This is a genomic window from Rhodanobacter sp. A1T4, assembly GCF_014207185.1.
Classification (GTDB): Bacteria; Pseudomonadota; Gammaproteobacteria; order Xanthomonadales; family Rhodanobacteraceae; genus Rhodanobacter.
Genome location: NZ_JACHCP010000008.1, coordinates 153,705 through 178,862 on the forward strand (window position 1 = coordinate 153,705; position 25,158 = coordinate 178,862).

The following is a 25,158-nucleotide window of genomic DNA, read 5'->3' on the forward strand; positions in this document are numbered from 1 at the left end:
ATTCAATTGGAATATTTGGCGACATTAATACTTAATGGCGTTGTCATTGCCGGGATGTACAAAGTGCTGGCCTCTAATTCGGAGGTATATGCGTAATTGGGGAAAGACCATGAGATTCGGACTTACTAAGTTCAGCACCCGCACCAAGCTGGTGGTTGGTGCTATCGCGTTGGTTCTAGCCGGACTTTCGCACGCTTCTGGCACGCTAGTCGGTGGTGGCGCGACGCTGCCGTCGGTCGGCTATGTGGGCAGCAATGCTGCCTCGGGCAATTTGCAATTTTTCGGTACCGGCACCGGCACCGGCATCGCTGCAGGTTCGCTCTTCGGCGTGTATGCGGCACAGACAGGCAACCCCGGTGTCTCCTACTGCCTGACCGGCAGTGGCGCGGGCAAGGATGTCCTGGCTGGGGGCACCATCGGAGCCAACACGTATGGCGTGCAGACTAACTGTGCGAAGAACACCAATGGTGTCGTGAACGGTTTCGGTGCTCCGGCAGTGAGCCGCACGGATCTGCTCCAGCCGAGCTTTGCGGCGGCCGATTCACCGCTGGCTGCGACGGATGTGGCCAATTACCAAACCGGTCATGGCTCCACTTCCGACTTTCCCACGCAGTTTCCGGTCATTGCGGGCGCAGTAGGCATTGGCTTCAATTTGACGGACAGCACGGGCGCCCAGGTCACAGCCTCGGAAGCGAACTTCAGCACTGTGCAGGTCTGCCAAATTCTCTCGGGCACGGTCACCTCCTGGAGTGACTCACGTTTGACCAGCGCCTTTACCTTGCCTTCGGGGCGCACGATTCCTGCCACCGCGATCAACGTGCAGTACCGCTCGGATGGCAGCGGCACCTCCTTCAGCCTCAGCAACTATCTGTCGAATAACTGCGGCAGCGCCGGGCTCAGCAACGTTTTTGAAACCAGCCAGAACTTCACCGGCACGGGTGGCGTAGTCTCCAATTTCACGTCGTTACCTTTGTCCAACTGGACCGGTTCCAGCGGTAACGCAAATGTCGCCAACGCTATTGCAAATACGGCCAGCAGTGTCGGTTACGTGGAAACAGCCAATGCCCTCGCACTGAACTTGGCGAAGCTGCAGCTTGCCGATGTGGCCGGCAAGAGCCCGACAGCCAACTTCGGCACCCCGCTTGCCATCGCCAGCACTGATGTGGTCTACAACGAAGTCATTAACCCCACCAATGCCACCAACGGTACCGCTCAAGTCGAGGCACTCACCAGCCCCCCCAGCACGGAGTGCATTGCGTTGGTGCCGCCGACGGATTATGCGATTCCCGGTAGCCGCGGTGGCATCGTGCCGTCGACCAGCTATCCGATCGTCGCCGTTTCGTATTTCCTGGGTAACGCCCAGGGCAATATATCGACGGACCTGACCAGCACGGCAAATCTGGTGGACGCACCGTACAACGCTACCATCACCGGTAGCGTAACCACCGTCGGAGCGGGTACGGGCCTGGCATTCCTGAACATCACCAATGCCGGTACCAATTTCACCGCGACCTCTCCGGGTGCTTGCCTGCACTAAGTTTCACGTTTCATAAAGCACGAGAGGAGAGAGCCATCGCTCTCTCCTCTTTTTGCCGGTTTAAAACGCGAAACGCGGCACGAGCAAAGATCATCAAACCGAAACCTTCATTAACGTCGTCGCAGCGATTGCTGCGTTATTAAAACGCCTTCTCGATCAGAGGACGTTATGTATTTCGAGTTCTCGTGATTCATTCGATCCGAATAAAAGTCGCAATGACAAAAATGTGGCAATTAACATAAATAGCTGTTTTTTTCGTCATGCCTTCTTCATGGCGTAAGCGCACAGTTTGCAAGTGCCGCAGTGTGATACGAGCGGGTCTCGCAAGCATCGGCACTTGTAGTGATCGTGAGCATTACCGCTGTAAACGTTGAGCGACAACACGTGCACCAATGAAATGTTTCGCGTTGCAGTCCTCGTCTGAGGCGTGCGCGACAGGGGGCAACAACAAACAAGCTTCCCGGTGAAGACATCTTCAACGGTACGAATACCGACGCAACGAGATGGTTTCTTGCCGGGCGCTGCGTAGCGCCCATAACTTTCAATTGAGGAGTTCCATGATGACTGATCAACTAAGATTCAAGACGCGTGCCTCAGGGCGCCGGTGGTCCGCCGGCGTGAGCCGCTGCGTGCTTCCTCTGCTGATGGCAAGTGTCGCGCTGCCTGCTGCAGCCAAAAACAACAATGCTTACGTGGCCAATCAAACTGACAACACGGTCTCGGTGATCGACACGGCCAGCAATGGCGTGATGGCCACCGTGCCGGTAGGGACCAATCCTGCGGGCGTAGCGCTCAGCCCCAATGGCAAGCAAGTCTACGTGGCCAATCTCAGTTCCGACAATGTGTCCGTGATCAACGTCGCTACCAACACCGTGACGGCTACCGTGGCGGTAGGCAGCTCTCCTGCAGCCATCGTGATCACTCCCAATGGGGCAGAGGCTTATGTGGCCAACGCGAATGCCGGCAATGTCTCCGTCATCGACACGGCCACCAATGCCGTGACCGCCACAGTAGCGGTGGGAGACAGCCCTTCCGGCATAGCGGTGAGCCATGATGGCGCACACGTCTACGTGACCAATGAACAAGACGGCACCGTCTCGGTGATCAATACGGCCACCAACACCGTGGCCGCCACGGTAGCGGTGGGGATTAATCCTTTTGGCGTAACGGTCGGACCCTTCGGCAAACAAGTGTATGTAGCCAATTTTGGTTCCAACGACGTCTCCGTGATCAACACAAGCAGCAACACCGTGACCGCCACGCTCGCGGCAGGCTCGGGTGCGAATGCCGTAGCGGTAGGGCCCTTGGGCGTTCGTCTGTATGTGGCCAATTTCAACGACAACACCGTCTCCGTGATCAACACCATCAATGGCAAGACGATTGCCACGGTGCCGGTAGGGACGGCTCCTCAGGCCGAAGCGTTAAGCCTTGATGGCAAGCGTCTCTACGTAGCCAATGTTAATTCCGCTAATTTATCCGTGATCGACACAAGGAATGACACGGTGACTACTACGGTAGCCGTTGGCAACTCTCCTGCATCCGTTGCAACCCAGCCGGATTGCCTCTGAGGATGAATGAAGCGTGTGGCGTTATTCGCTGACACGCTCTGACACATGCTGTTATTCCGGGAGAAGAAACAGACGGCCATCTCTGTCGAGATGGCCGTTTTTATAGCTGATTCGCTTTGGTAATCGCTCGGCAGTCGGCGATCTTGTCGATGAACGGTGTCGCCACATGGCGAACGTACAGCATTCGACGTTACGCCATCCCTCGTTTCACGCTGCAGAAAGCTGAAGTGGGTACATCTATGCGTCTTTTTGCGACCGTACACCCAACAGTATGGCCACTGTCGATCAAACCGCAACAGCGATGATCGGGTGATTATATTTTTTATGACATCGCATATGAAATTTGGACGAATTTTATTTGAAGTAATTAAAAGTACATATTTATGGACGCCAATATTTCAACGTATTGTCATTGCGCATGCCTATATATAGAACTCCTTCAGCTCGGAGGGATAAGCGCAATGGAGATATCTCATGATTAACGGACATGCTACGCAAATCGCTCGTGCCAGGATGGCATGGAGTGCTCTTGCATTATTGATCATCGCAGGCTCGGCTCACGCTGGCACGCTGGTGGGTGGCGGCGCGACGCTGCCATCGGTTGGCTATGTGGGCGGCAATGCTGCCTCGGCCAATTTGCAGTTTTATGGCACCACTGGAAACTACGCCATCGCTGCAGGTTCGCTCTTCGGCGTGTATGCGACACAGACGGGCAACCCCGGTGTCTCCTACTGCCTGACCGGCGATGGCGCGGGCAAGGATGTCCTAGCTGGAGGCACCATCAGAGACAACACCGAAGTCAACACGTATGGCGTGCAGACTAACTGTGCGAAGAACACCAATGGTGTCGTCAACGGTTTCGGCGCTCCGGCAGTGAGCCGCACCGATCTGCTCCAGCCGAGCTTTGCGGCGGCCGATTCACCGCTGACAGCTACGGATGTGTCCAACTACCAAACCGGCCATGGTTCCACCTCCGACTGGCCCACGCAGTTTCCGGTCATTGCGGGCGCAGTAGGCATTGGCTTCAATTTGACGGACAGCACGGGCGCCCAAGTCACGGCCTCGGAAGTGAACTTCAGCAGTGTGCAAGTCTGCCAGATTTTCTCAGGCACGGTCACAGAGTGGAGTGACTCACGTTTGACCAGCGCCTTTACCTTGCCTACAGGCCACGAAATTCCTGCCACTGAGATCAACGTGCAGTACCAGTCGGATGGCAGCGGCACATCCTTCAGCTTCAGCAACTATCTGTCGAATAACTGCGGCAGCGCGGAGCTCAGCAACGTTTTTGAAACCAGCCAGAACTTCACCGGCACGGGCGGCGTAGCCTCCAACTTCTTCACGACGCTGCCGGCCAACTGGACTGGTTCCGGAGGCGACGCGAATGTAGCCAAGGCTATTGCAAATACGGCCAGCAGTGTCGGTTACGTGGAAACAGCCAATGCCCTCGCACTGGCCTTGACGACCCTGCAGCTTGCCGATGTGGCCGGCAAGAGCCCGACAGCCAACTTCGGCACCCCGCTTGTCATCGGCAGCACTGATGTGGTCTACAACGAGGTCATCAACCCCACCAATGCCAGCAATGGTACCGCCCAGGTCGAGGCAATCACGTCCCCTCCCAGCACGCAATGCATCGCGTTGGTGCCGCCGGCGGATTATGCAATTGCCGGTAGCCGCGGTGGCATCGTGCCGTCGACCAGCTATCCGATCGTCGCCGTTTCGTATTTCCTGGGTAACGCCCAGGGCAATCTATCGACGGACTTGGCCAGCACGGCGAATCTGTTAGAAATTCCCTACAGCGGCGGAAGAGTGACGGTGAAAGTAACCACCGTCGGACCGGGCACAGGCCTGGCATTCCTGAACATCACCAATGCCGGTACCAATTTCACCGCAACCTCCCCGGGTGCCTGCCTGCACTAAGCTCCACATTTCATAAAGCTATAGGAGGGGAGAGCAAATGGCTCTCTCCTCTTTTTTCACTGGTTTGAAAACGCGAAATGCAGCGTGCGTTGCGCCGTGAGCATGTTCGTTCGCAGCCAATAATGGACTTTGAGAAGCGGAGAGGGAACAGTGCCTACGCGGATTTTTCGTGTAAGCGATGTTCGCCCACGTTAGGCTTCGACGTTTGCCATCAGTGCAACTCAGTCGTGTAGTTCACCGGAATCCACTGCCACGCTTTACCGTTCGCACTCACATGACCGAGGCCTGGGAAAGAGAGATGGGCGGCGCCGACAAGCGCACCGTCCTTGTAGGCGCGTGTAAACACTTTGGCTCGCGAGTCGGCGGCTTCCTTCGCATCGGTATCAAAAGCAATCGTGATCGACGGATTGTTGAACTGCACGGATCCGACGTGGATCGAGTCACCTACCAGCAGTAGATCCTGGCCCTTGCTCTCGACGAGGTAGGCGGTATGGCCCACCGTGTGGCCGGGGCTGGCCATCGATCTCACGCCGGGTACGATTTCTGCGTTGCCGTTGAACGACTGAAATTTCCCTGCGTCGATGTAGGGCTGTACCGAGGCCATGGCACCCTGGAAAAAGCCCTTGGAATCTACGGGAGCCTTGTCCATGTTGGCTTTGTTGAGCCAGTACGTTGCTTCATGCTGGTCGGCGTGAACAATGGCGTTGGGGAAGACGCGTTGTCCATTCGCGACGAGGCCACCTACATGATCAGGGTGCATATGCGTCAGCAGGATGTCGTCCACCTGCTCGGGTGCGTAACCTGCAGCGCGCAAGTTGGCGATGAGTTTGCCAAGGGTAGGGCCGAACAACGTGCCTGCACCGGTATCCACAAGCACCAGGCGTGAGCCCGTATTGATCAGGAAGGCGTTGTCGGACACTTCCAGTGGCGAGCCCAAGAACGATTTCTTGAGCGTCGCATCGGTCAGTGCCGCCGGTTCACTCAGAAGCTTGTCGACGGGCAGATCCACGGTGCCATCGCTGATGACGGTGATTTCGAAATCGCCCAGCATGGTGCGATAGAAACCCGGCGCTTGGGTTTTGACCATTGGTGCCGCTGCGCTCACCGGGCCGGCAGTGAAGGCAACGCCGAACGTGCCCAGTGCCAAAGCGAGCACCGTGTTGCGAAGGAAGCGGGTAGGTAAAGACTTGAGGTTCATTGCGCGAGCTCTCCGTTAGCCCGACAGGGTTGGGTTTGTCGGTCGGCGAGAGTTTGTATCGTTGCGATAATTGGAACAATAAGAAAATATGCAAATATCTATTGCGAAATACGCAATAATATTTGGATAGAATGGCAAGCCTTATGATCGATGCGCTCAATGATTTTCTGGCAGTCGCCGCCTGCGGAAGCTTTTCTCAGGTAGCGAAGAAGCAGGCTGTTGCCGTGTCATCGGTGACACGCAAAATTGACTGGCTTGAAGCGGAAGTCGGTTCTCGGCTGTTTCACCGCAGTTCGCGTCGGGTCGTGCTCACCGATGCGGGTGAGCAGTTCATGCCTCGCGCACGTAACATCCTCAACGAACTCGCGGAAGCGAAAGAAGCCATCTCGTCGGCCAACGACGATCCGCGTGGACTGTTGTCCATAACGGCGCCTACGATCTTTGGTCGCCTGCATTTGGCGCCGGCGATCGCGAATTTTTTGAGGCGCTATCCCGGTGTGGAGATCGAGCTCCATCTCAGCGATCAAGTCATTGACCTCGTAGAGCGTCGCCTTGATGTCGCGATTCGTATTGGCTTGCTTCCCGATAGTGATCTGCACGCAGTGACCTTGGCGCCACTACGCCAAATTACGTGTGTGAGTCCCAGCTACATCGAGCATGCGGGAAAGCCTGAAGAACCTGGCGACTTGTTGCACCACGACTGCATCACGGTGGCAACGATGCCGGCAGCGGCGGGAGCGTGGTGCTATGAAGGTGTCAACCGAAACCAGCCACTTCCGGTTAGTGGTTGCCTGCGTACCGACGACAAGGGAGGCATGCTCCAAGGGGCACTGGCCGGGTTGGGGATTGTGCAATTGCCCAGTTGGCTTGTCTTCGAGGATATTCAGGCCGGTCGGCTGATCCCTTTATTTGCCGATATACCCCAGCCTTCACAGCGTGCCCGGCCGGCCATCCATGCTGTCCGTCTTCCAGGGCGTTCTCATGAAGTGAAGTCAAAACTCTTTATTGCGCACCTTCAACAGGCCGTGGGAATCCCGGCGTACTGGGATGTGTTGAGAGGAGTTGGCTAATCACTCCAGCCCTTTCCGCCTTATCGTGGGCCATGTCGTGCTCTGGCTGCGGTGAATGTCTGTCCATAACGCGGTCCTACCGACATCCCCCGCTTTGAGTGACAGTCGACTTTAGAATACGGCCGTCACTGACCGCCTGCTAATTTCTGCGCAAAAAACCAGGAGCCCGCAGCGAGCGGACTCCTGGGCGTCGACTACTGCATTACTTAGGGATTGGTGGCCGTGATAAAGCCAGGGGTTGCGCCAATGAAAGTGCTTGCCGCCTGGATATCGAAACTACCCCAGCCGGTGGCGTTATCTCGTCCGGTGGTGGCCGAGTAATAGCCATTATTGCCAGTGGTGACATCGTGGAACGGGAAGCTGCTTGCATAGGCATAGAGCGCCGGCGCGGCGAAACCCAGACCGTTGTTATTCGCGGTCTCCAGGCGAGCCCAGGAACCGACGAACAACGGCGAGGCCAGGCTGGTGCCACCGTTTGTGTAATACCCCGACTGCGAGATACCTGAGGTCGAGCTCTTGGTGAAGTAGACGATGATCGGCGAATTCGTCCAGTCCGCGTCGAAAGCCACATCCGGCACTTCACGATGCGGATAGCTGCTCGACTGCCAGCTCGGCGTGGCTTCGGAACCGCTGATGCCGCCACCGCTGTAGGGCCAGGAGGCCTCCGAGGTGTAGACGTCGGACGTGCTGGTGCTCAGGGTCGTGCCGCCGGCCGCTACTACATAGGGCGAGCTCGCCGGGTAGTTCACCGAGAGCGTGGTCTTGCTGCCGTAAGCACCGTTTTCAGGAGCCGAACCGTTCAGAGGGCAAGGATAGGAGCCGTTATCGCCGGTCGCGGCTGAGAAGGTCTGTCCCTGCGTTACACCAAGCTGGAATGCCGAGTCCGCGAAGCCTGGCGCACCGTCGCACTCGGGTTCTCCCCAAGACATGTTGATCACCTTGGCGGTGTTGTCGCTCACTGCTTTGTTGATCACCTGCAGCAGGCCGCTGTTGCTGGCGCCACTGGAACCGTTGGTGCTGCTGTAGGTGCCACCATCGGTGTAGAAGATCAGCTTCTGCACGCCGCCGCTGACGCCGACGATGGCCTGCGCGTCCATGCCCCATTCGCCCTGACCGCTATCGTCGCTGCTGCTCTTGGTCGTGGTCGAGACGATCGAAGTCGGCACGGCAGTGACCTTCTGACCGCTTTCGAACTGGGTCAGGTCGTTCACTGCATTGGTCATGCTGCCCCAGCCGATGATCGCCACCGTTGTCTTGGTAGCTACCGCTGTGCTGCCCGCGTCGTAAACCGTGGCGAACTCCTGCGGATAATACGCGTGCGCCGACGAATTGCCGGTCACCGAAACAACGGTATAGGCAGGACGCAGCTGCGATGCCGGCAACGAGAATGTGTGCGCCTGATGCAGCGTTTGCAGGCCAAGTACTTGATCGACTTGCCCACTCAGAGTCGCCGGCACCTGGACATCGGATGTGTTGGCAATGCCGCTATGCCCGTTCCGGGTAAAGTGCCCGACTTCGGTGTGGAATGCGCTGCGCGCCGCACCCACCGTGCCGTCAGCCGTCACCAACAAACGGTTCGGTGCAATCTGTACATGGGTGAAGCCCTGCTGGGTGAGGTAATCCGCTACGGCTTGGGCCTGCTGCTGGGTCGGCGCGAAATTCGCCGCGCTCTCCTGGCTGGTCAGGAACTGGTGGTAGGACGGACCGGGATGGAACAGCTCTTGGGTATAGCTATCCAGCACATCCTTGTTACGCAGTTTCAACGCTACGGTAATGGACACCAGCTCCTGATCCGCCGCATAGCCGTTAAAGGCGGCATCGGCGGTATCAGGCACTTGCGTGCGGGTTGCCGCCCACGCCGCGGCATCAGCGCCGTGCGCAGCAGGGGCGACCATCAGGCCTTGCATACCGATCGCCAATGCCAACGCCACTGCTAGACGTCCACGTGTAAAAGTGCGCGACATACCGTTTGCAAAATTCGTCATATTGGAAATACTCCCAAAGTCAGTTGAACCAGCTTCTGTAAAATTCATCGCGGCTTTTACCCCGCGCCCCAACGAGCTCCCCACGGACGCCTTACCTTCGTGCAACCGCCTTGCAAAGCGTCCCATTCAATCTAGCAAATTCATTTGGCCATTTATACGGGCAATTGAATATGAGCGTACGGCGCGTGCGATAACTTCGCCTTATCGTTGGTTCTGATGAGGAAGTAGTCGCAATTAGTCAGGCGCCGCAAGACAGGTGATTAGGAAGCGTTATCGGGGGTAGGGCGCACGTTTGAATATCCGATGGCGTGATCAGATAGCCGCATTCATTGCTCGCTGCGGCTATTTGCACCAGAGCCAAAAAACTGGCCAGTCAGGGAGTACCAAAAATATCAGTTTTAGTTATTTATCGAAGAACCTCCCTTTTGCCGAGAGGCTCTCACAGGCAATGGTCGACGCGCATCCTTGCGCACTCTTCTCCTTGTGCACTCTTCACTATCAGAGCGATATGTTCCAGTTGTTCAACGTGCCGTGGTCACCGCTACCGTACAAGTCGAAGTCATACACCGTCAGCGTCCAGGTCCCGTTGGCAACCACATTCCCTGTAGTGGGAACTGTAAAGGTCGTGTTGAGACTACCAACGGTCGTGAAGTTAGGCTCTTGTATCCAAACGGTGTTGCCCGCCGGATCGGTGATCCCGACATACAGGTCGCCTGACATGTTATGGGTGATGTTGACGTGGACTTGTACCGTCGATTCGGTGTCGCCCGACACGCCGGAGACTGTGATGGGGCTGGTGACGTAAGCGTCATCACCGATAGTGACGGGCGAGGTACTGTAGAACACGCGGCCACCGCTTGCGGTAGCCGTCACCGAAGCCGTCTTCGAGCTGGTCTTGCCGCTCGTGCTGTCTGTCACCGTTTCGGTGACGTTATAGGTGCCAGCAGCGGCATAGGTGTGGCTCGGGCTGGCGACGGCCGACGTGCTTCCGTCGCCGAACGTCCACGCATGCGAGCCGATGGTGCCGCCCGAATCCGTGGAGCTATCGGTGAAGGTCGCCGTCAAACCGCTGACGGTGTCGGTGAAGTTAGCCGTCGGTGTGCCACCTGTGGCGCCACTGCTGACCGTCACCGACGCCGTCTTGGCGCTGGTCTTGCCGCTGACGCTGTCGGTCACCGTCTCGGTCACGCTGTAAGTACCCGCGGCCGTATAGGCGTGGCTTGGGCTGGTGGCCGTCGAAGTGCTGCCGTCGCCGAAGATCCACGCATGCGAGCTGATGGTGCCGCCCGAATCGGTGGAGCTATCGGTGAAGGTAGCGGTCAGGCCACTGATCGTGTCGGTGAAGTTGGCAGTCGGTGTACCACCCGTGCTGCCGCCCCCGGTAACGTTGGCCACGAAGTTCGCGATGTTGATCGAACCGAAGCCGCTGGCGTAATCCCAGCCCACGGCGGCGGTTTCACCCGGTGAACCATTCCACGCATTGTTGCCCGTGGTGACGTCGTGGAAGTCCGTCGCGTAGTTCTTCGCGGCATCCGCGTAGATCAGCGGAGCGGCGAAGCCAAGCGAGGACTTGGTAGCCAGCGTGCGTGCCCACACGCCCACAAACAGCGGCGAGGCAAGGCTGGTACCGCCGTACTGTGCGTTGCTACCGTGGAGGATTATGGTGCTGCCGGATTCCGGTGCGGCCTCCAACGCTATGTCGGGCATGCCACGATAGTTGCTGCCGTTGTTCGCACCGACATTCTTCTGCCAGCTCGGCTGCGCTTCGAAGGTGCTCACGCCGCCGCCACCGGCACCCTCAGCGGTGCTCCACACAGCTTCCGAGTCATACGTGGTGCCTGTGGTGTACAGGTTGGTGCCGCCCACCGCGACCACGTACTGCGAATTGCCTGGCCAGCCAACCGTGTTGGTGCCATTGGCGCACTCGTTGGAGCCCGTGTCGCCGGTGGCAACCGAGAACGTCTGGCCTTGCGCAACGGCCTGTTCGAAGATGTTGTCGCCGGTGTCGACATCATTCGTTTCCATGCCGCTCTCGCACTCGCCGAGTGAGACGTTGATGATCCGCACGGTGTTGTCGGTAACTGCCGTGTTGAAGGCATCGATGATCGGCTGGTCATTCATGCTCGAGGTGGCGTACAGGGTGAGCGACTTGACGCCGCCGGACATGCCGGCGATGTTCTGGGTGTCAATATCCCACTCGGCGTCGCCACTGACGTCGGTGCTACCACTATCCACCGGCACCACGTTCAGCGGGATATTGCCGAGACTGGGGTGCTGGCCCAGGAACGTGCTGAAATCGCTCTGCACGTTCGTCATGCTGCCTTCGGTGATGACGCCGACGTTGACGCTCGATCCGGTGACCGTGCTGCCAACGTTGTAGATCGCCGGGAAATCGGTCGGACTGTGCGCGCTCATGGTGCCGCTGGCGTTGGTGCTCACTCCACTTGTCGTAAGCGGCCGCGCATAGGTATGGAAGATATGTACGTTCTGCAGGCCCAGTACTCCCTGTACCGTCCCTTGCAGCGCGGCTGGAATCTTCACGTCGCTGGAGTTGGCGTAAGCGTCGCGGCCATCATGCGTCCTCACCCTCACGAATGACGTCTGGAACGCGGCGGCGGCGGTGTCGGCACGCCCCGTTGCGGTCACCAATTGCCGATTGGGGGCGATCGTGACATTCGAGAAGCCGGCTTTATTCAGATAGTCCGCCACGGCTTGTGCCTGCGCCTGGGTCGGTGCGTACGTCTCCGCGAACTGGGCCGACGTCAGATTGGAATGATGCGGATCGGCGATGAACGCATCCAACTGGGCCTTGTTGCGCAGCTTCAGCGAAACCGCTACTCGCATCGGTTGCGCCTGGCTCAGCAGGCCAGTGACCTGGTCACCTGTGTCCAACTGCGTTGCGTGACGTACGGTGGCGAACAGGGGGCTGGCCACCGCATTGCTTGCCGGTGCGGCAGACACCGACGCGGCCATGGTCATACTGATGGCCGCGGCCAGCAGCTTGAGGCGCGTAGGGTTGTGGCGTGTGTAGTTCGACATGAATGAACTCCGGTTGGTTTTTATAAGGACAAACGGGGCTGATGCGGCTACGTGAGCCCCATGCGCTAGTCTTTAATTCTTTGCCGCACGTCAGTGCGGCCCCTCCACTCAAGAATTGCCCGGCGACACGCAAAACCCAAAAACGCCGACGCTCCCAACTCTCCATGTACCTCGGCATCGCAATCGGTCAATTCAGTGCATTACTTTCTGACTGAAGCATCCATGCGTATGGCAAAGTTTCCCTAAGTAACACGCGATTAACCGCATCAAAGAATTCCCCAGCGCTAATCGCCTGCAAAGAAATAGCATGAAAACTTGGCGGGAATTGGCCATGGCTGATTTCCGCCTTTTATTGACGGATAATCGCCATGACGGATTACCGTCAGCGAGAAGACTTGAGTCCCTCGTTGACCTAACGAAGGCCGGAAGATCCGTTACCTCGATTTGCTTACCGCACGCATTGCTGCGTTCCAGCCAGCCTGAAAACGCGTGTTGGCTTTCAGTCGTTTTTGCAACAGAGAGATGCGACGCTCAAACGTGCGTTCGGATATTTTTAGACGATTCGCGATCACCTGGTCTTTCAGGCCATTCGCGAGAAATGCGACGAGTTGCTCCAACTCGGCGGACTCGAATTTACCCGCGTTGGTGTCGAGTGCACCATCCGCTCTGATTGGTACGGCGAGTTGCCACAACATGTCGAAATGCGCGCACAGCGTATCGAGCAACAGTGATGGTCGAAGCAGCAGACCAGAGTCACTAGCGCTTTTTAAATGCAATGGCACCAACGCCATGCGACGATCGATGATGGCGGCCTTGATCGGCACCCCTTCGTACAGCCGCTGCTCCTCGCCAGCGATGAGGCAGTCTTGAATATGTTGAGCACCCGCGGGCCAGTCCAACTTCGTGGTGTCACATATGGTCCGGCAAATCACTTTGCGGTCTTTCATGGACACATGCGTGGCCATGTGCGTTTCGAAAGGATTTACATATGGAGGGCGGTCAAATTCGAGTATTTCGTACTTTGCATTTTCGTAGAATTGACTGATGACGCGCGTCAAGGCATCGCGTCCGGTAATCAGTTCGACGGTCAACTCGTCACCCTTATCGGCGCTGCTCAATGGCCGTATCTTCGCTAAGCGTTCGCCCAGGCCCAAGGCGGCTTGCAACCCACTCTGACGTTGGGCGACCAGTGCACCAAAGGCCAGGTCAGGCGCAACCGCGTGGTACTTCGCTACGCGTTCAGGAGAGCGAGTGACGAAACCCTTGGATTCGAGGTCGCCAAGCAAGCGGCGAACGTGACCCGCAGAAAAATTGCTTGCGGCGACGACATCGACAGGCGTAGATCCAGGGCGTTCGAGCAAGCTTTCGTAAACTTTAAGCTCGTCCACCTTCATGTCGAGCGCCCGTAAAGCGTCCGTCTCGGTTCGGCTAGATTGATTTTGCAAGTCGACTCCCATTGTTAGCTCTGGTGCAAATTGAGATGAGCCAGTGATTTGCAAAGGACCTGGACTAATACTGCTGCGTGGTCACGCTCAAACACACGTGATATCGGATCGCGTGGCCGAGCGGATGCCGAGCAAGTGATCAGGGAGCGTTATCGGGGGTAGCTTTGTCACCCGCGATAACGATCATCTTGTGGACCTAGCGAACGATGCCACCAGGGGCTTTTCAAAGGCTATCAATCGTAGACATTGGTGATAAGTCGCGGTGTGGCTGCGGGTTGGGCCGCACGGAGATAGTCTCTGAAGTAGCTGAGTAAGCGTTCCTGCTCCGAGTCTGTGATTGGCTCTATGCGCGTTGTGTGTTGCACCGATGTCGTTGTGCCAGAGCTCGTGCACTGCATGTTCGTAGGCGCGGCTGGAATGCTTTCGGTCGCTGTTGTGGCCGACGTCGCCACGGCACAGGTGGGCACGGTAATGGCGCCACCGAAAGTAATCTTTCCATCGAATGTCGCATGAGCATTTGATGCGATGGCCATGGTTGTGACCCAAAGAGAGAAAACAGCGATTTCACGCATCAAACAATTCATAGTTACCTCCATCGATCAACTGCACGGCGCGCCTCGCGCACGGTCAGTGCCTCAGGATAGGTATGCGTAAATGTCCGGGTGTACACGACACCTTCAAGTAAAATGTTTGAGTACGCATCGCAGCGTCGTCGCCACTCTGCCGCACACTGCGATGGTTTATCGCTGGCAAGGCGCGTTGCGCTTGGGAAACAGTTACAGGCGGGCCAGCACGGTCGCGCCTGTCTTGCCCTCTACTGCCATCCTTTCGGCGTCCCCCGCGTTCTGCTTGGCGGTCGTCAGCACCGTTACCGTGCTGACTGTGCCGTCGCTCGCGCGAACCTTGAACTGGAAGGTCTGACGGGCCGGATCGGGACGGTTCACCAGGAACTGCGCGTACTTGGCGATGCAGGCGTTGAGTTCAATGTCACGAACGTCGCAAAACGCCACGTGCGGGGCGTGGACCCACTTCGGCTCGGTCGCGCCATGGCAGAAGAAACCTTGCTTCAAGAAGCTCGCGGCCTGGCCATTGTGCGGATCGAAAGTGCAGGCCTGGGGCTTGGCCTCGGATTGGATGTAGGCGCCGCAGGTATCCGCCTCGTCGGGCTTGGCAATGCACAGGCCGCGGATATCTTCCGGATCGCCCGGCTCCATGGCCAGTGCGGTCACGGCAGCGCTCGCCTTGATCGGCAGCTTGAACGATGACGGCAGCGGGACGGTCTTTTGGTCAGAATCGAGAATGGAACCGGCGATCCGCGAAACAGTCTGCGCAGTCTGAGTTGCTTTCGGCGCGACGGCCGCAACGGGCTGGGCGGCATGGGCCGCAAACGATGCCGTAAGGGCGACCCAAACGACGGCGGTAGTGATAAAGGTTTTCATGGTGTTGCTCCTGGTGAATGCGTTGTGTTGTGTGCGGGTTCCCGCAGGAACCCGATGATCTGTTCTTCTAAAAAAATGCCTCTCCGTATCCGATCGCCTCGATGCATGGGGTCGGGCTCTAAAGGCTTCGTGCTACTCAATTCCGTGGAAACGTCACGCTCATAAGGGCGGCGTGCGCAAAAATGCCGCACGTCCATGAACCTAGAGACGACGTTGGATACCCCACGGCCACGCTATGACTGGATGCATGTCGAACCACGCGGCGAGGTCATTCTTCAGTTCGTCGGCCGTCGCGTAGCGATCGGCTGGATCCGTCTTAAGACAGCGAGCGACAATCGCATCGAGGTCTCCCTTGAGGGAGCGAGCGAGCAGGCGTGAGGACGACCACCAAGTGGCGGCTTCTTCGCGACGCATTACCCTGGCTACTCGCGACATCTGCCCCGGGATGTAGCGCGGGGCCACATTGTCCATATAGCTGATGGCGAGAGTGACATGATCGAACGCGTGCTGGCCGCACAACAGGAGGTGGAGGATGAGCCCGAGGGCATAGATATCGATGCCTGTGGTGACAAATCCACCCTTGAGTTGCTCGGGTGCCGCGAAGCGCGGTTTCGCGCCGTGGTTGGCCAGTCTGCGCTCCGGTATCAGGCGCTCGGCGAGCAGAGCCGAGATACCGACGTCGAGAAGTTTCACATTTCCTTCGGCGGTGACCAGCAGATTCGAGGGTCTGATATCTCGATGCACAACCAGCCGGCTATGCGCGTAGCAAACCGCGTCTGCCACAGCCATCATCAACCGTACGCGCGATTTGATGGTGAGTTTTTTCCGCGTGCAGTAGACGTCGATCGGTTCGCCCTGAACCAGCTCCATGGCGAACCAATGGGTCGTTCCACCTTCCATACCGCTGCCCAGGAACGCTGCGATGTTTGGATGGGCAAGGCGTGCCAACTGTTTTGGCCCTACGCGGAAGCGATCGCGCGCATTGGTTTCATCCATCTCGATCTGGACAACCTTGAGCGCGCACGGATGTTCGAGAAGCCCGTCGACACGATGGGCTCGATAGACAGCGCCCACGCGCCCATGCCCGATGGCGCTCTCGATTTGCCATGGTCCCAGGCGGCTGCCCAGCATGCCGGTCATCGCGGTCGCACGCACGTTCGACAGGGTGAAGTCGGGTACGCCATGCTCCAGACGCCCGTCCGTGTCGCGGTCGGCGGCGACCAGGGCGTCTACGACGGCCGTGAGTTCCGGCGGCTCGTCGCACCGCAGACGGGCGAGCCAGTGGGTCCGCCGGAAATCCTTCAGATTCAGGTATTCGTCAAACAAGGCCATGGCGCGGAGACGAAGCGCTGCGCCGGATGCTGATGTCTTCATGGTGTGGCGGCCTATCCGCAGGCGAGAATTGACACGAGGTACGACCTACGACCTATACGCCGGCAGGAGGGCACGGAACCGAGGCCTTGGGCACTCACGAATAGATGCGCAAAGCCGCCGGCAAAACCGACAGGCTTTAACGTATGCGTCTTCATCGATTCAATGATTGGGGCGGCCGCCTGACGATCCGCACGCGGTCGCGGACACCTCCTGCAGTGCCAGCCACGAGAGCAACGGGCGCAGAGTGTGGCGGCCTATCCGCAGGCGAGAACTGACCCAAAGCACGACCTACGACCTATACGCCGGCAGGAGGGCATGGAACCGAGTGCGATTTAGCTGAGGCCTTGGGCACTCGCGAATAGATGCGCAAAGCCGCCGGCAAAACCGACAGGCTTTAATTCGTCTGCGTCGATTCAGTGATTGGGATGGGCACCTGACGATCCGCACACGGTCGCGGACGCCTCCTGGAGTGCCAGCCACGAGAGCACGGGGCGCTGATCCCAAATGGCACGGGTGATCGGGCTACACGTGCCATAGCGGGCCAGAGCAAGGGTCGCGGCGGCGTCAAGGCGCGCCTGGCCCGCGGGGGCAGTGTCCGCTCGTGCAAGCATCGCCACGGCAATGCTCCGTTGCAACAGCAGGTCGGCCGGCTGGCTGGCGGTTTGCGTTCCGCCATAGGTAGCCGCTTTGAATGTAGCCGCGGCAAGTTCGCCCTCGCGGATTGTGCAGGCAAAATCCGCATCGACGAGGCAGGACTCCGCCTTGATTTCGTGGAGTGTCCCTCTGACCATGACGACATCCTCCCTTGTTGTCGCCATGGCGGCGACGAGGGCATCTGCCTCATGAAGCAGGGCGGGTACCTCGGTCACGTCGCCGGTGTAAAGATCATTACGGGCTAACAGGGCCAGCGCAGAGGCAAGAACGACATCGTATCGAGGACCATCCGGCGCGCGCAGCTTTTCGAGGAAGGGCCGAAGAAGGATCGATGAATTGGTGAAGTCTCCGCTCATCTGAAGGGCCTGGGCGAGCGGTACTTCCGCGCACATGGGGCGACATAGGCCGGCCTCCGGATGGCTCTGCAGGAGTTTGTTTTGGATGCGCATGGCTTCACGTGATGCATCGACAGCGTGGCTGAACATCCCGGATCTCTCCAGGGCGTCTGCATACTGCGTAAAGGTGACGACAAGTCGTGGCGCGTCGGGGTAGGCTGCCTTCCAGTCTCGGATGGCTGCTTCGAAGTCAGTGCGGGCCATGTCGAGCTTGCCCATGCGCAGGTAAATCGAAGGGAGCAAGGTTTCCGCCGTAAGCGCCGCCGTCGAGCGCCTGAGGCCATGTCGTGTCGCCGCATCCAGGGTGGCGGTAAGTTGTTCAGATGCAAGTTCTAGCTTCTCAGAATAATGGATCAACAATTCGGCCACGGCAACGCGGGTTGCGATGACCTCGCCGACGAAGACGTCCGGATGTCTATCGATAAGATCCAGAGCCCTGTCGATATTCCTGATGTACACCGAAGGCGGAAAATTGCGCAGAATCACCTCCATCGCGGCTCTGCGAATGATGATCTTTGCACTGAGAATATCGTTCAGTGGGCTGGACGGAAGCGCGTCGACGAGGGCCGAGGCCTTCGTCAACATTTCGAGCGCCTCCCCTGGCTTGCCCTGGTTGTATGTATAGATCGCCAAGTCGAGGAGGGCGTTGGCCTGGTCCGTGCCGCCAGGTGGGGCAACCGCGACGGCTCGGCGGAGGGCCTCACATGCATTGTCGAGCAATCCTAGCCCATAGTAGATTCGACCCACGTTGAGCAACATGCGACTTCGTGACACGGCGTCAAGCGACGTATCGGACAAGATGCGTGCAAAGCTGCGGTCGGCAGCGTCTTTGACAGTGAATGTCCGGTTGCCATAGCCGAACGTGTCGGCCTGGCTGAATACATCGTTGAACACGTTGAGCATCTGATGGACTTGTTCGTTGTCCTTGCGCACCGTGGCCGCGTTATGCCATGCCGAGGTTAGGGCAACCACGCCAACGACAAGTACCAGCGTGAGTACAAGAATGGGCCACCGATTCCTCAACAGGAAGCGTTCGGTGAGATACAGGAAGGTACGGGGCCGCGCGCGAACCGGGCGGCGGTCCAGCCACGCGTAGAGATCGCGTTTCAGGGCGTCGACCGTGGTGTAGCGTCGCACCGGATCATGCTCAAGGCATCGCGCAACGATGGCATTGAGGTCGCCATGCAGCACGCGGGCCAGTGCGCGCGGACTGGACGACCAGGCGGCCGCTTCGGCTGCGCTCAGCCCGCGAGCGGCGCGTGACATGTGCCTTCCCACCGGTCCCGATGCGAGACTGTCGTTTGGGCTTCTCGTGTTGACGAAGGCGCCACTCGCGTGCCGTCCGCAAAGGAGCAAATGAAACAGCAGGCCGAGTGCGTAGATGTCGATGCCGATGCTGACCGGCCCCGGTTTCATCTGCTCGGGCGCGGCAAAGCGAGGTGTACCAAAGATGCGCCCTCGACCTTCATTATCGGGATGTTGGCTGGTGACGAGTGTCGAGACGCCAAAGTCGAGGAGCTTCACCTTTCCCTCGGCGGTGACGAGAAGGTTGGACGGCTTGATGTCCCGATGAATGACCAGTTGGCTGTGGGCATAGTGAACGGCGTCAAGCACGCCAAGCATCAGCTTGACGCGCGAACGGACATCGAGCTTTCGTTGCGCACACCACTGATCGATCGGCACGCCATCAATGAGCTCCATCGCGAACCAAGGCACCAGACCGTTCTCAATGCCGCCATCGATGAGAGAGGCGATGTTGGGATGACTCAGGTGAGCGAGGAACTGGCGTTCTTCGAGGAAACGTTCGCGTGCGCCGGGGTACGCCATGTCGACGCGAACGACCTTCAGGGCGCACTTTTGCTCGAAATGGCCGTCGGCACGTTGCGCCTGATACACAGCGCCCATGCCGCCGTGACCGAGGATGCTTTCGATGCGCCATGCGCCCATGCGCTGACCGAGTATGTTTTCGAGATCACGCCCTTCGGTAACCGACATGGTGAACTCGGGAAGACCGCGATCGAACCGATCGTCGCGCTGCTCATCGGCGGCAATCAAGCGTTCCAACTGCGCCGCCGTCTGAGGATCGCGCCTGCGCAAACGGATGAGGCGAAGCCGTCTAGCCACACCGCCGATCTCGAGGTATTCATCGAGCAGGCCCAGCGCTCGCAGGAGCGCCGAAGAGGGCTCTGGCTTGTCCATGTCAGGTTCGCCGAATGAGATGTCGTGGAAGACGAAGATCGATCGCCCTGTATAGCGATCATCCGCCCGACTCCGGGTGTCGTAAAGCGGCGTGACCTGTCGCTCCAAAGAGGTCAGGGCGCATCCAACCACGAAAAAAACGCTAACAGGGGCCACAGAAGGTAGGCCGCCAAAAGCACGATGGCTAAGGGCCGAAGATGGTAGGGCGGACGGTCAATAAGGCGAAACAGGAAATAGACGGCGACGCTTAGTACGCTCTGGACCAGCGTAACAGCGGATCCCAACAGGATGCCCCAGCCGGAAAGCGCCCCCATCGCCTCCCCCGCGCTCGGGTGGCAGCCGTTGCACAGGCCTCCGGTCGATTGCACCAGAACGATGGCGATGAAACAGCAGCCCACCTGGATGATTAACGCATGGGTGACAAGCGCTTTGATCAGCCAGCGATAGTTGGGATAGACGGTGAGACTGTCCGGGAACGGGGAAGGCCTGGGCGCGGTCATCGAGGGCTTCCATACATCTGACGGAGGCGGGGTCATAAGCTTCCATTCCGGATCCAACACGTTTCACGATCTGGCTGGCAGGTGCCAGCCAGGTGATCGCGGTCATCCGATCAGTGAAGGTCGTAGCCAAAGCCGGCGCCGACCGTGCTTTGGCCGTCAGAGAATCAAGCGCCGAAGGCTACGCTGGGGGCTGGTTGTTGCCGATCTCTGCAAGTTCGTGTCCGAAAAAAATTCCGGTCCAACATGGTGTCGCCATGCCAGACCGGATGCACGCTTCAGCGATTACAAATCAAGTCCAAAACCGGCGCCCACAGACGTCTGCGAGCCGCTGGCCGTGGCACCGAAGCTCACGTGTGCCTTGCTGCCGATGGACGTGGCGTAACCCACCGAAATGGCGCTGCGCGATGCCTGATAACCCACACCTGCGGCGATTCGACCATTCCCCGTCGCACCGGCCGCATTGATCGCCATCTGCGTCGATGCCGCGCTCATGGCACCCTGCTGTTCGATGCGCTTGTCCACCGTCTGGAACTGGTCGCTCACCTGGCTTTCGAAGTTGGTGAGATTGCCGTTGGCTCCCGTGATGGCCTGGTTGGTATAGGCATTGGCGGCCGAAAGCGTCTGCTGTGCGCTCGTATCGGTATAGGTTTTGGCCGTAGCCAGTGCCGCATTGACCTGGTTGACGTTGGCCGCGTCCGTCGCCTGCACACCGGCCGCCACGTTGGTGATCTGGCGCTGGTTGGTGGCCGTGCCGACCGATACCGTATTGGCCACGTTGGCCACCGAACCCTGGCCCAGTGCCACGGCATTGGCCGCCGTTACCGACGCGCCCTGGCCAATCGCCGTACCCGAAGCGACCGTCACCGATGCGCTCTCGCCGACGGCCACTGCATTTGTCGCTACCGCGGCGATGGTGGTGTTGGCGCCTACTGCCGTGCTGCCGTCCGCATTCACCTGGGCATTGCCACCCAATGCCGTGTCGTTCGGACCTGCGGCAAAGCTGTTGCCACCGATCGCCGTGCCGTTGGTGCCGCCGGCCTTTGCGCCGCTGCCCACCGCTACGCCACCCGAAGCGGTGGCGGTAGCGCTACCACTACCATCCACTGCAATCGTGCTGGGCGTGCCTGTACCTGCCGGAGTCTGTTGCAACGTGGTGATGTCACTTTGAGCGCCAGTCATCTCGCCGGTAAGCGTTGTGATCTGCCCGTTGACGGTCGTCATCTGGTTGTTGACGGTCGTCATCTGGCTATTGAGGTTGTTGATTGCCGTGACGTCCTGACTCTCCAGGTCGCTCAGCGTGTTGAGCTGGCTCATGTTCACCGCATCAGTGGCGGCGCTGCCCGCGGCGACGTTATGGATCACCGTGCCGTTGGCTCCCCCCAGCGTGAGGTTGCCCTTGTCGGTGGCGTCATAGCTCACCGCCAGCGCGGTCGCCTGACCAACCTCGGATGCGACGGCTGAATCGACCTGGCCAACATTGGCGGCATCGGTAGCCAGCGTACCGGCGGCAACGTTGTGGATCACCGTGCCATTGGCACCACCCAGCGTGAGGTTGCCCATGTCGGCAGCGTCATAGTTCACTGCCAGCGCGGTGGCCTGACCGATGCTCGAGGTGAGCTGGCCGAGATTGACGGCATCGGTAGCCAGCGTACCGGCGGCCACCCCGTTGAGCTGACGTGCGCCCGCGGTACCCGTGAAGTTGACGCTGGTGCCGCCCGTGCTGGAGCCCATCGTGATCGCACCGTTGCCCGGCGCGGCGCTTGCCTGCTGCACCAGGCCCAGGGTGCCGTTTGCGATGCTGCTCGACAAGTTCGCGATACTGGTGGTCGTGGTGGTCATGCCGGCGGTCAACTGCGACACGGTGGCCGCGTCTTGCGGCGCGGAGCCATCGGCCACGTTGGTGATCCGGCGCAACGCGGTGGAGCTGCCTACCGATACCTCGGAAAGCGGCGCCGCCGTGCCCGTCAGGTAGCCCTTGCCCGTGGGCGCAGCCGACCCGGTGACGCTGCCCGTGCCGAGCGCCACACTGTTAGCGTAGATGGCGTTACTGTTATTCCCAAGCGCGACTTGCCCAGATGAAACCTGACCGGGCAGGCCGGCGGTGGCTAGCGACCCCAGCGCGACAGAGGCCGTCCCATAAGCCACGGCATTTGACCCAAGAGCTGTTGAGTTGCCGGCTGCCGCGTTCGCCCCCGAGCCTATGGCCGTGGAGTTGACAAGACCGCCAGCGCTAGCTGACGTGCCAATCGCGATTCCATTGACTGCGGTTTTCACACTAGCGCCAGTTCCAATGGCCAAGGAAGAGCCGACGGTAACGATAGCGCCCGTACCAATCGCGATTGTGTTAGACCCATTCGTATTGGCCGAGGCTCCTATTGCGATAGCACCCGTGGCAGGAGTAGTAGTCGTGCCGACGGCGTTGGTAGCGCCCGTGCCAATCGCAATTGTATTTGCCGCCAGTGCTGAGGACGATGTTCCTATGGCAATAGCATTCGCGCCGGAGGCGGTACCTACGGGAATGGTGGTGGACTGCGCATACGCGGCGTGACTCTGCACTAAAGACATGGCTGCCAGCGCGACCGCACCAAGCACCTTCGCCTTGCCCGGTTTTCCTCGCGCGGAGGCCAATTCCGATACGGCAACCCACGTGCCTAAGCTCTGGTTCCAAATAGATCGATATGCTCTGTTCATACGTTTTTACCTAAATAATAATGAGATTTAAGACAGAAGAAAGAGAACATGCGGGACATGTCGGCCGAACAAGCGTCGCTGCACGCATTCAATGCCAACACCGGAACAAATAAACGCTCGATACCTGGATCCATTCGATCGATGGCATCGATCCGCAACTGCTTGATTCAGCGGAGTCAGTTCGCGTGACAGGGGCACGCAAAAAACCGCAGCCCTACTCAGGCAGGAATAAAACATCAGAGGTTTTTTTAGGAAGACTCTGACTTCCTTGGTAATGCGCAAAATCTCCAGCAAACCCGACACGACGGTGCATGCGTCGTTATTCCTTAAACGTGAGCACCGAAGAAAGTGGGCCGACCGCGCTGCCTTGATGGGAGCGGCCGATCGCGCGTCATGGCGGAGAACGATTCATCGCGCATGCGACGTCCGCCTCGACGCTGGTCGCTGCACAGGCCTGAGAGCCACGGAATCAGCGCGCCGATGGGCATGGCCTCGCCGAGAAGGTTTCCCTGTGCCAGGTCGGCGTTGAGGGCAAGGACGAAGTTCAGGTCATCCTCACGCGATACGCCTTCGACGGTCACCGCCGCACCGATACCGTGCACCATCGCGACGATGCCCTGCAGGAGCCGTGCGCCGCGTACGTCGTCACTGCATTTCTCGACCAACGAACGATCGATCTTGATGTAGTTCAGAGGCATATAGCGAAGGTGTTCGAGGGCGTTGTAGCCCGTGCCGAAGTCATCGAGCGCGAGAACAAATCCATGTGCCCGGAGGACGTTCAGGTTGCGCAGTGCGTGTGCGTTCCTGACCAGCGGGGCGCTCTCGACGATCTCCACGATCATGCGCGAGGGATGATGTCCGGCCTGTTCCGTGAGGCGAATCAGCTCGTCCACGTTCTTGCGGTCGACGATCCAGTCCCATGGGACATTCATGGCGACCGCGACGTCGCTGTGTCCGGCACGATCCAGGGTCGTAAGGCAGGCCAGGCACGCGGACATGACCTGCCGTGTAAGGGCTACGCCAAGGCCCTCGTCAACGATTTGTGTGAGAAAAGCGTCGGGACGCAGGATGCCCCGGGTGGGATGCCTCCAGCGTGCCAAGGCTTCGACGGCGACGACCTTGCCATCGGCAAGGCGGAACTCCGGCTGAAACCACAGTTCGATTTCTCCGCGTGCCAATGCGCCACGCGCGTCCACTTGTTCGACGGGAAGATGGTGCGGTGCGGACTGCGGTGCGGACGCGCCGCCCGGGCCCGCGGAGGGCACGGTGTGTGCGTGTGTGTTGGCCATGGGCGTTTCCAGGTGACTGCTTGACGTACTCACCTGGGAATGCGGCGATTTGCTGGGAAACCCGACAGCGGATGTAAAATATTTATGGACGGGACGGCCCTACGGTGGGACACATCGATGTAGATTGGCGATGGCGGGAACGGCAAGGGCGACGTATGAACGGAACGGACAGTGAGACGGATGGTTTCTCGGACTTGCTCGATCGGATCGCGAAGGGCGATTCGGCCGCCTTGGGCGAGGCATATTCAACCGTCTATGCGGAGATGAAGCGAAGCGCCCGTAGCCAGCTGCGCCGCGGCGGCGGCAGCTTCAACACGACCGCGCTCGTCAACGAGACCTATCTCCGTATCGTCAATTCCAGGATGGCGCCAAAGGATCGTGGTCACTTGCTGGGCATTGCGGCGAATGCCATGCGCCAGATACTGGTCGATCATGCGCGCCACGTGGGTGCGCAGAAGCGGGGAGGGGGGCTTATGCATCTCACCCTCGATGCATCCCAAATGCAGATCGCCGATCCGGCAGGCGAAGTCCTTTCGTTGGACGACGCGTTGTCGGAACTGGAGAAGATCGATCCCGTCCTGGCCAAGGTGGTCGAGTGGCGCTACTTCGGTGGTTACAGCGAACGAGAAATCGCCGAGAACCTCGAAGTCACTGAGCGTACCGTGCAACGCTATTGGCGTAAGGCACGTGCCTTTTTGCTCGTGCAATTGGCCGACAACCATGTCTAGCTGTCGTGTTTGGGTCCGATACCGCGCATTCATCCGGTAAGCGACATAGATCGTCTCTAAGTCGCTGCCTTGCCGGTTCCAAAGGCGCAACGACTGCCTCTGTCCCCCTAGCCCGAGGCAATCCCGTTGA

The 25,158-nt window shown here is 59.0% G+C and carries 15 protein-coding genes; 5 read left to right on the forward strand and 10 right to left on the reverse strand.

Annotated elements, in window-relative coordinates:
* Positions 1-109: 109 nt before the first annotated feature.
* The 3 genes from HDE80_RS16800 to HDE80_RS16810 all read left to right on the forward strand — a co-directional run bounded on the left by HDE80_RS16800 (position 110) and on the right by HDE80_RS16810 (position 5,022).
* A complete protein-coding gene (locus tag HDE80_RS16800) occupies positions 110-1,537 on the forward strand; it encodes a substrate-binding domain-containing protein (protein WP_184672814.1) in 1,428 nt (475 codons plus the stop codon).
* Positions 1,538-2,097: 560 nt separating this feature from the next.
* Positions 2,098-3,105: a beta-propeller fold lactonase family protein gene (locus tag HDE80_RS16805; protein WP_221437669.1), complete on the forward strand. Its 1,008-nt coding sequence runs from the start codon at positions 2,098-2,100 to the stop codon at positions 3,103-3,105.
* A gap of 474 nt (positions 3,106-3,579) precedes the next feature.
* On the forward strand, positions 3,580-5,022 hold the full coding sequence (locus HDE80_RS16810) for a substrate-binding domain-containing protein (protein WP_184672818.1): 1,443 nt from the start codon (positions 3,580-3,582) through the stop codon (positions 5,020-5,022).
* A 211-nt stretch (positions 5,023-5,233) separates the two neighbouring features.
* Here HDE80_RS16810 and HDE80_RS16815 read toward each other — a convergent pair whose 3' ends face one another.
* On the reverse strand, positions 5,234-6,220 hold the full coding sequence (locus tag HDE80_RS16815; protein ID WP_184672820.1) for an MBL fold metallo-hydrolase: 987 nt from the start codon (positions 6,218-6,220) through the stop codon (positions 5,234-5,236).
* Between the two features lie 143 nt (positions 6,221-6,363).
* On the opposite strand from HDE80_RS16815, the gene HDE80_RS16820 reads away from it, so the two are divergent.
* Positions 6,364-7,290 carry a LysR family transcriptional regulator gene (locus HDE80_RS16820; RefSeq protein WP_184672822.1) on the forward strand — a complete coding sequence of 309 codons (927 nt, stop codon included), beginning with the start codon at positions 6,364-6,366 and terminating at the stop codon, positions 7,288-7,290.
* A 206-nt stretch (positions 7,291-7,496) separates the two neighbouring features.
* Here the strand turns inward: HDE80_RS16820 and HDE80_RS16825 are convergent, their stop codons facing one another.
* From HDE80_RS16825 to HDE80_RS16865, 9 genes are all read right to left on the reverse strand, one after another.
* Positions 7,497-9,275 (reverse strand): S53 family peptidase, encoded by a 1,779-nt coding sequence (locus HDE80_RS16825; protein WP_184604353.1) that lies wholly within the window; start codon positions 9,273-9,275, stop codon positions 7,497-7,499.
* 498 nt (positions 9,276-9,773) lie between these two features.
* A complete protein-coding gene (locus HDE80_RS16830; RefSeq protein ID WP_184672824.1) occupies positions 9,774-12,314 on the reverse strand; it encodes a PKD domain-containing protein in 2,541 nt (846 codons plus the stop codon).
* 434 nt (positions 12,315-12,748) lie between these two features.
* Entirely contained in the window at positions 12,749-13,759 is a 1,011-nt protein-coding gene (locus HDE80_RS16835; RefSeq protein WP_184672826.1) for a helix-turn-helix domain-containing protein, read from the reverse strand.
* A 776-nt stretch (positions 13,760-14,535) separates the two neighbouring features.
* Complete coding sequence (locus HDE80_RS16840; protein ID WP_184672828.1) at positions 14,536-15,198, reverse strand: hypothetical protein; 663 nt, start codon at positions 15,196-15,198, stop codon at positions 14,536-14,538.
* Between the two features lie 201 nt (positions 15,199-15,399).
* Positions 15,400-16,530, reverse strand: coding sequence for a serine/threonine-protein kinase (locus tag HDE80_RS16845; protein ID WP_184672830.1), 1,131 nt, complete (start codon positions 16,528-16,530; stop codon positions 15,400-15,402).
* Positions 16,531-16,985: 455 nt separating this feature from the next.
* The gene (locus tag HDE80_RS16850; RefSeq protein WP_184672832.1) at positions 16,986-19,820 is read right to left on the reverse strand and encodes a serine/threonine-protein kinase; all 2,835 of its coding nucleotides are present in this window, start codon (positions 19,818-19,820) and stop codon (positions 16,986-16,988) included.
* A 113-nt stretch (positions 19,821-19,933) separates the two neighbouring features.
* Complete coding sequence (locus HDE80_RS16855; RefSeq protein ID WP_184672834.1) at positions 19,934-20,320, reverse strand: hypothetical protein; 387 nt, start codon at positions 20,318-20,320, stop codon at positions 19,934-19,936.
* A 282-nt stretch (positions 20,321-20,602) separates the two neighbouring features.
* Positions 20,603-22,465 carry a hypothetical protein gene (locus HDE80_RS16860; RefSeq protein WP_345776471.1) on the reverse strand — a complete coding sequence of 621 codons (1,863 nt, stop codon included), beginning with the start codon at positions 22,463-22,465 and terminating at the stop codon, positions 20,603-20,605.
* An 872-nt stretch (positions 22,466-23,337) separates the two neighbouring features.
* Positions 23,338-24,300: an EAL domain-containing protein gene (locus tag HDE80_RS16865; protein ID WP_184672838.1), complete on the reverse strand. Its 963-nt coding sequence runs from the start codon at positions 24,298-24,300 to the stop codon at positions 23,338-23,340.
* A 155-nt stretch (positions 24,301-24,455) separates the two neighbouring features.
* On the opposite strand from HDE80_RS16865, the gene HDE80_RS16870 reads away from it, so the two are divergent.
* Positions 24,456-25,028, forward strand: coding sequence for an ECF-type sigma factor (locus tag HDE80_RS16870; protein ID WP_184672840.1), 573 nt, complete (start codon positions 24,456-24,458; stop codon positions 25,026-25,028).
* Positions 25,029-25,158 lie beyond the last annotated feature (130 nt).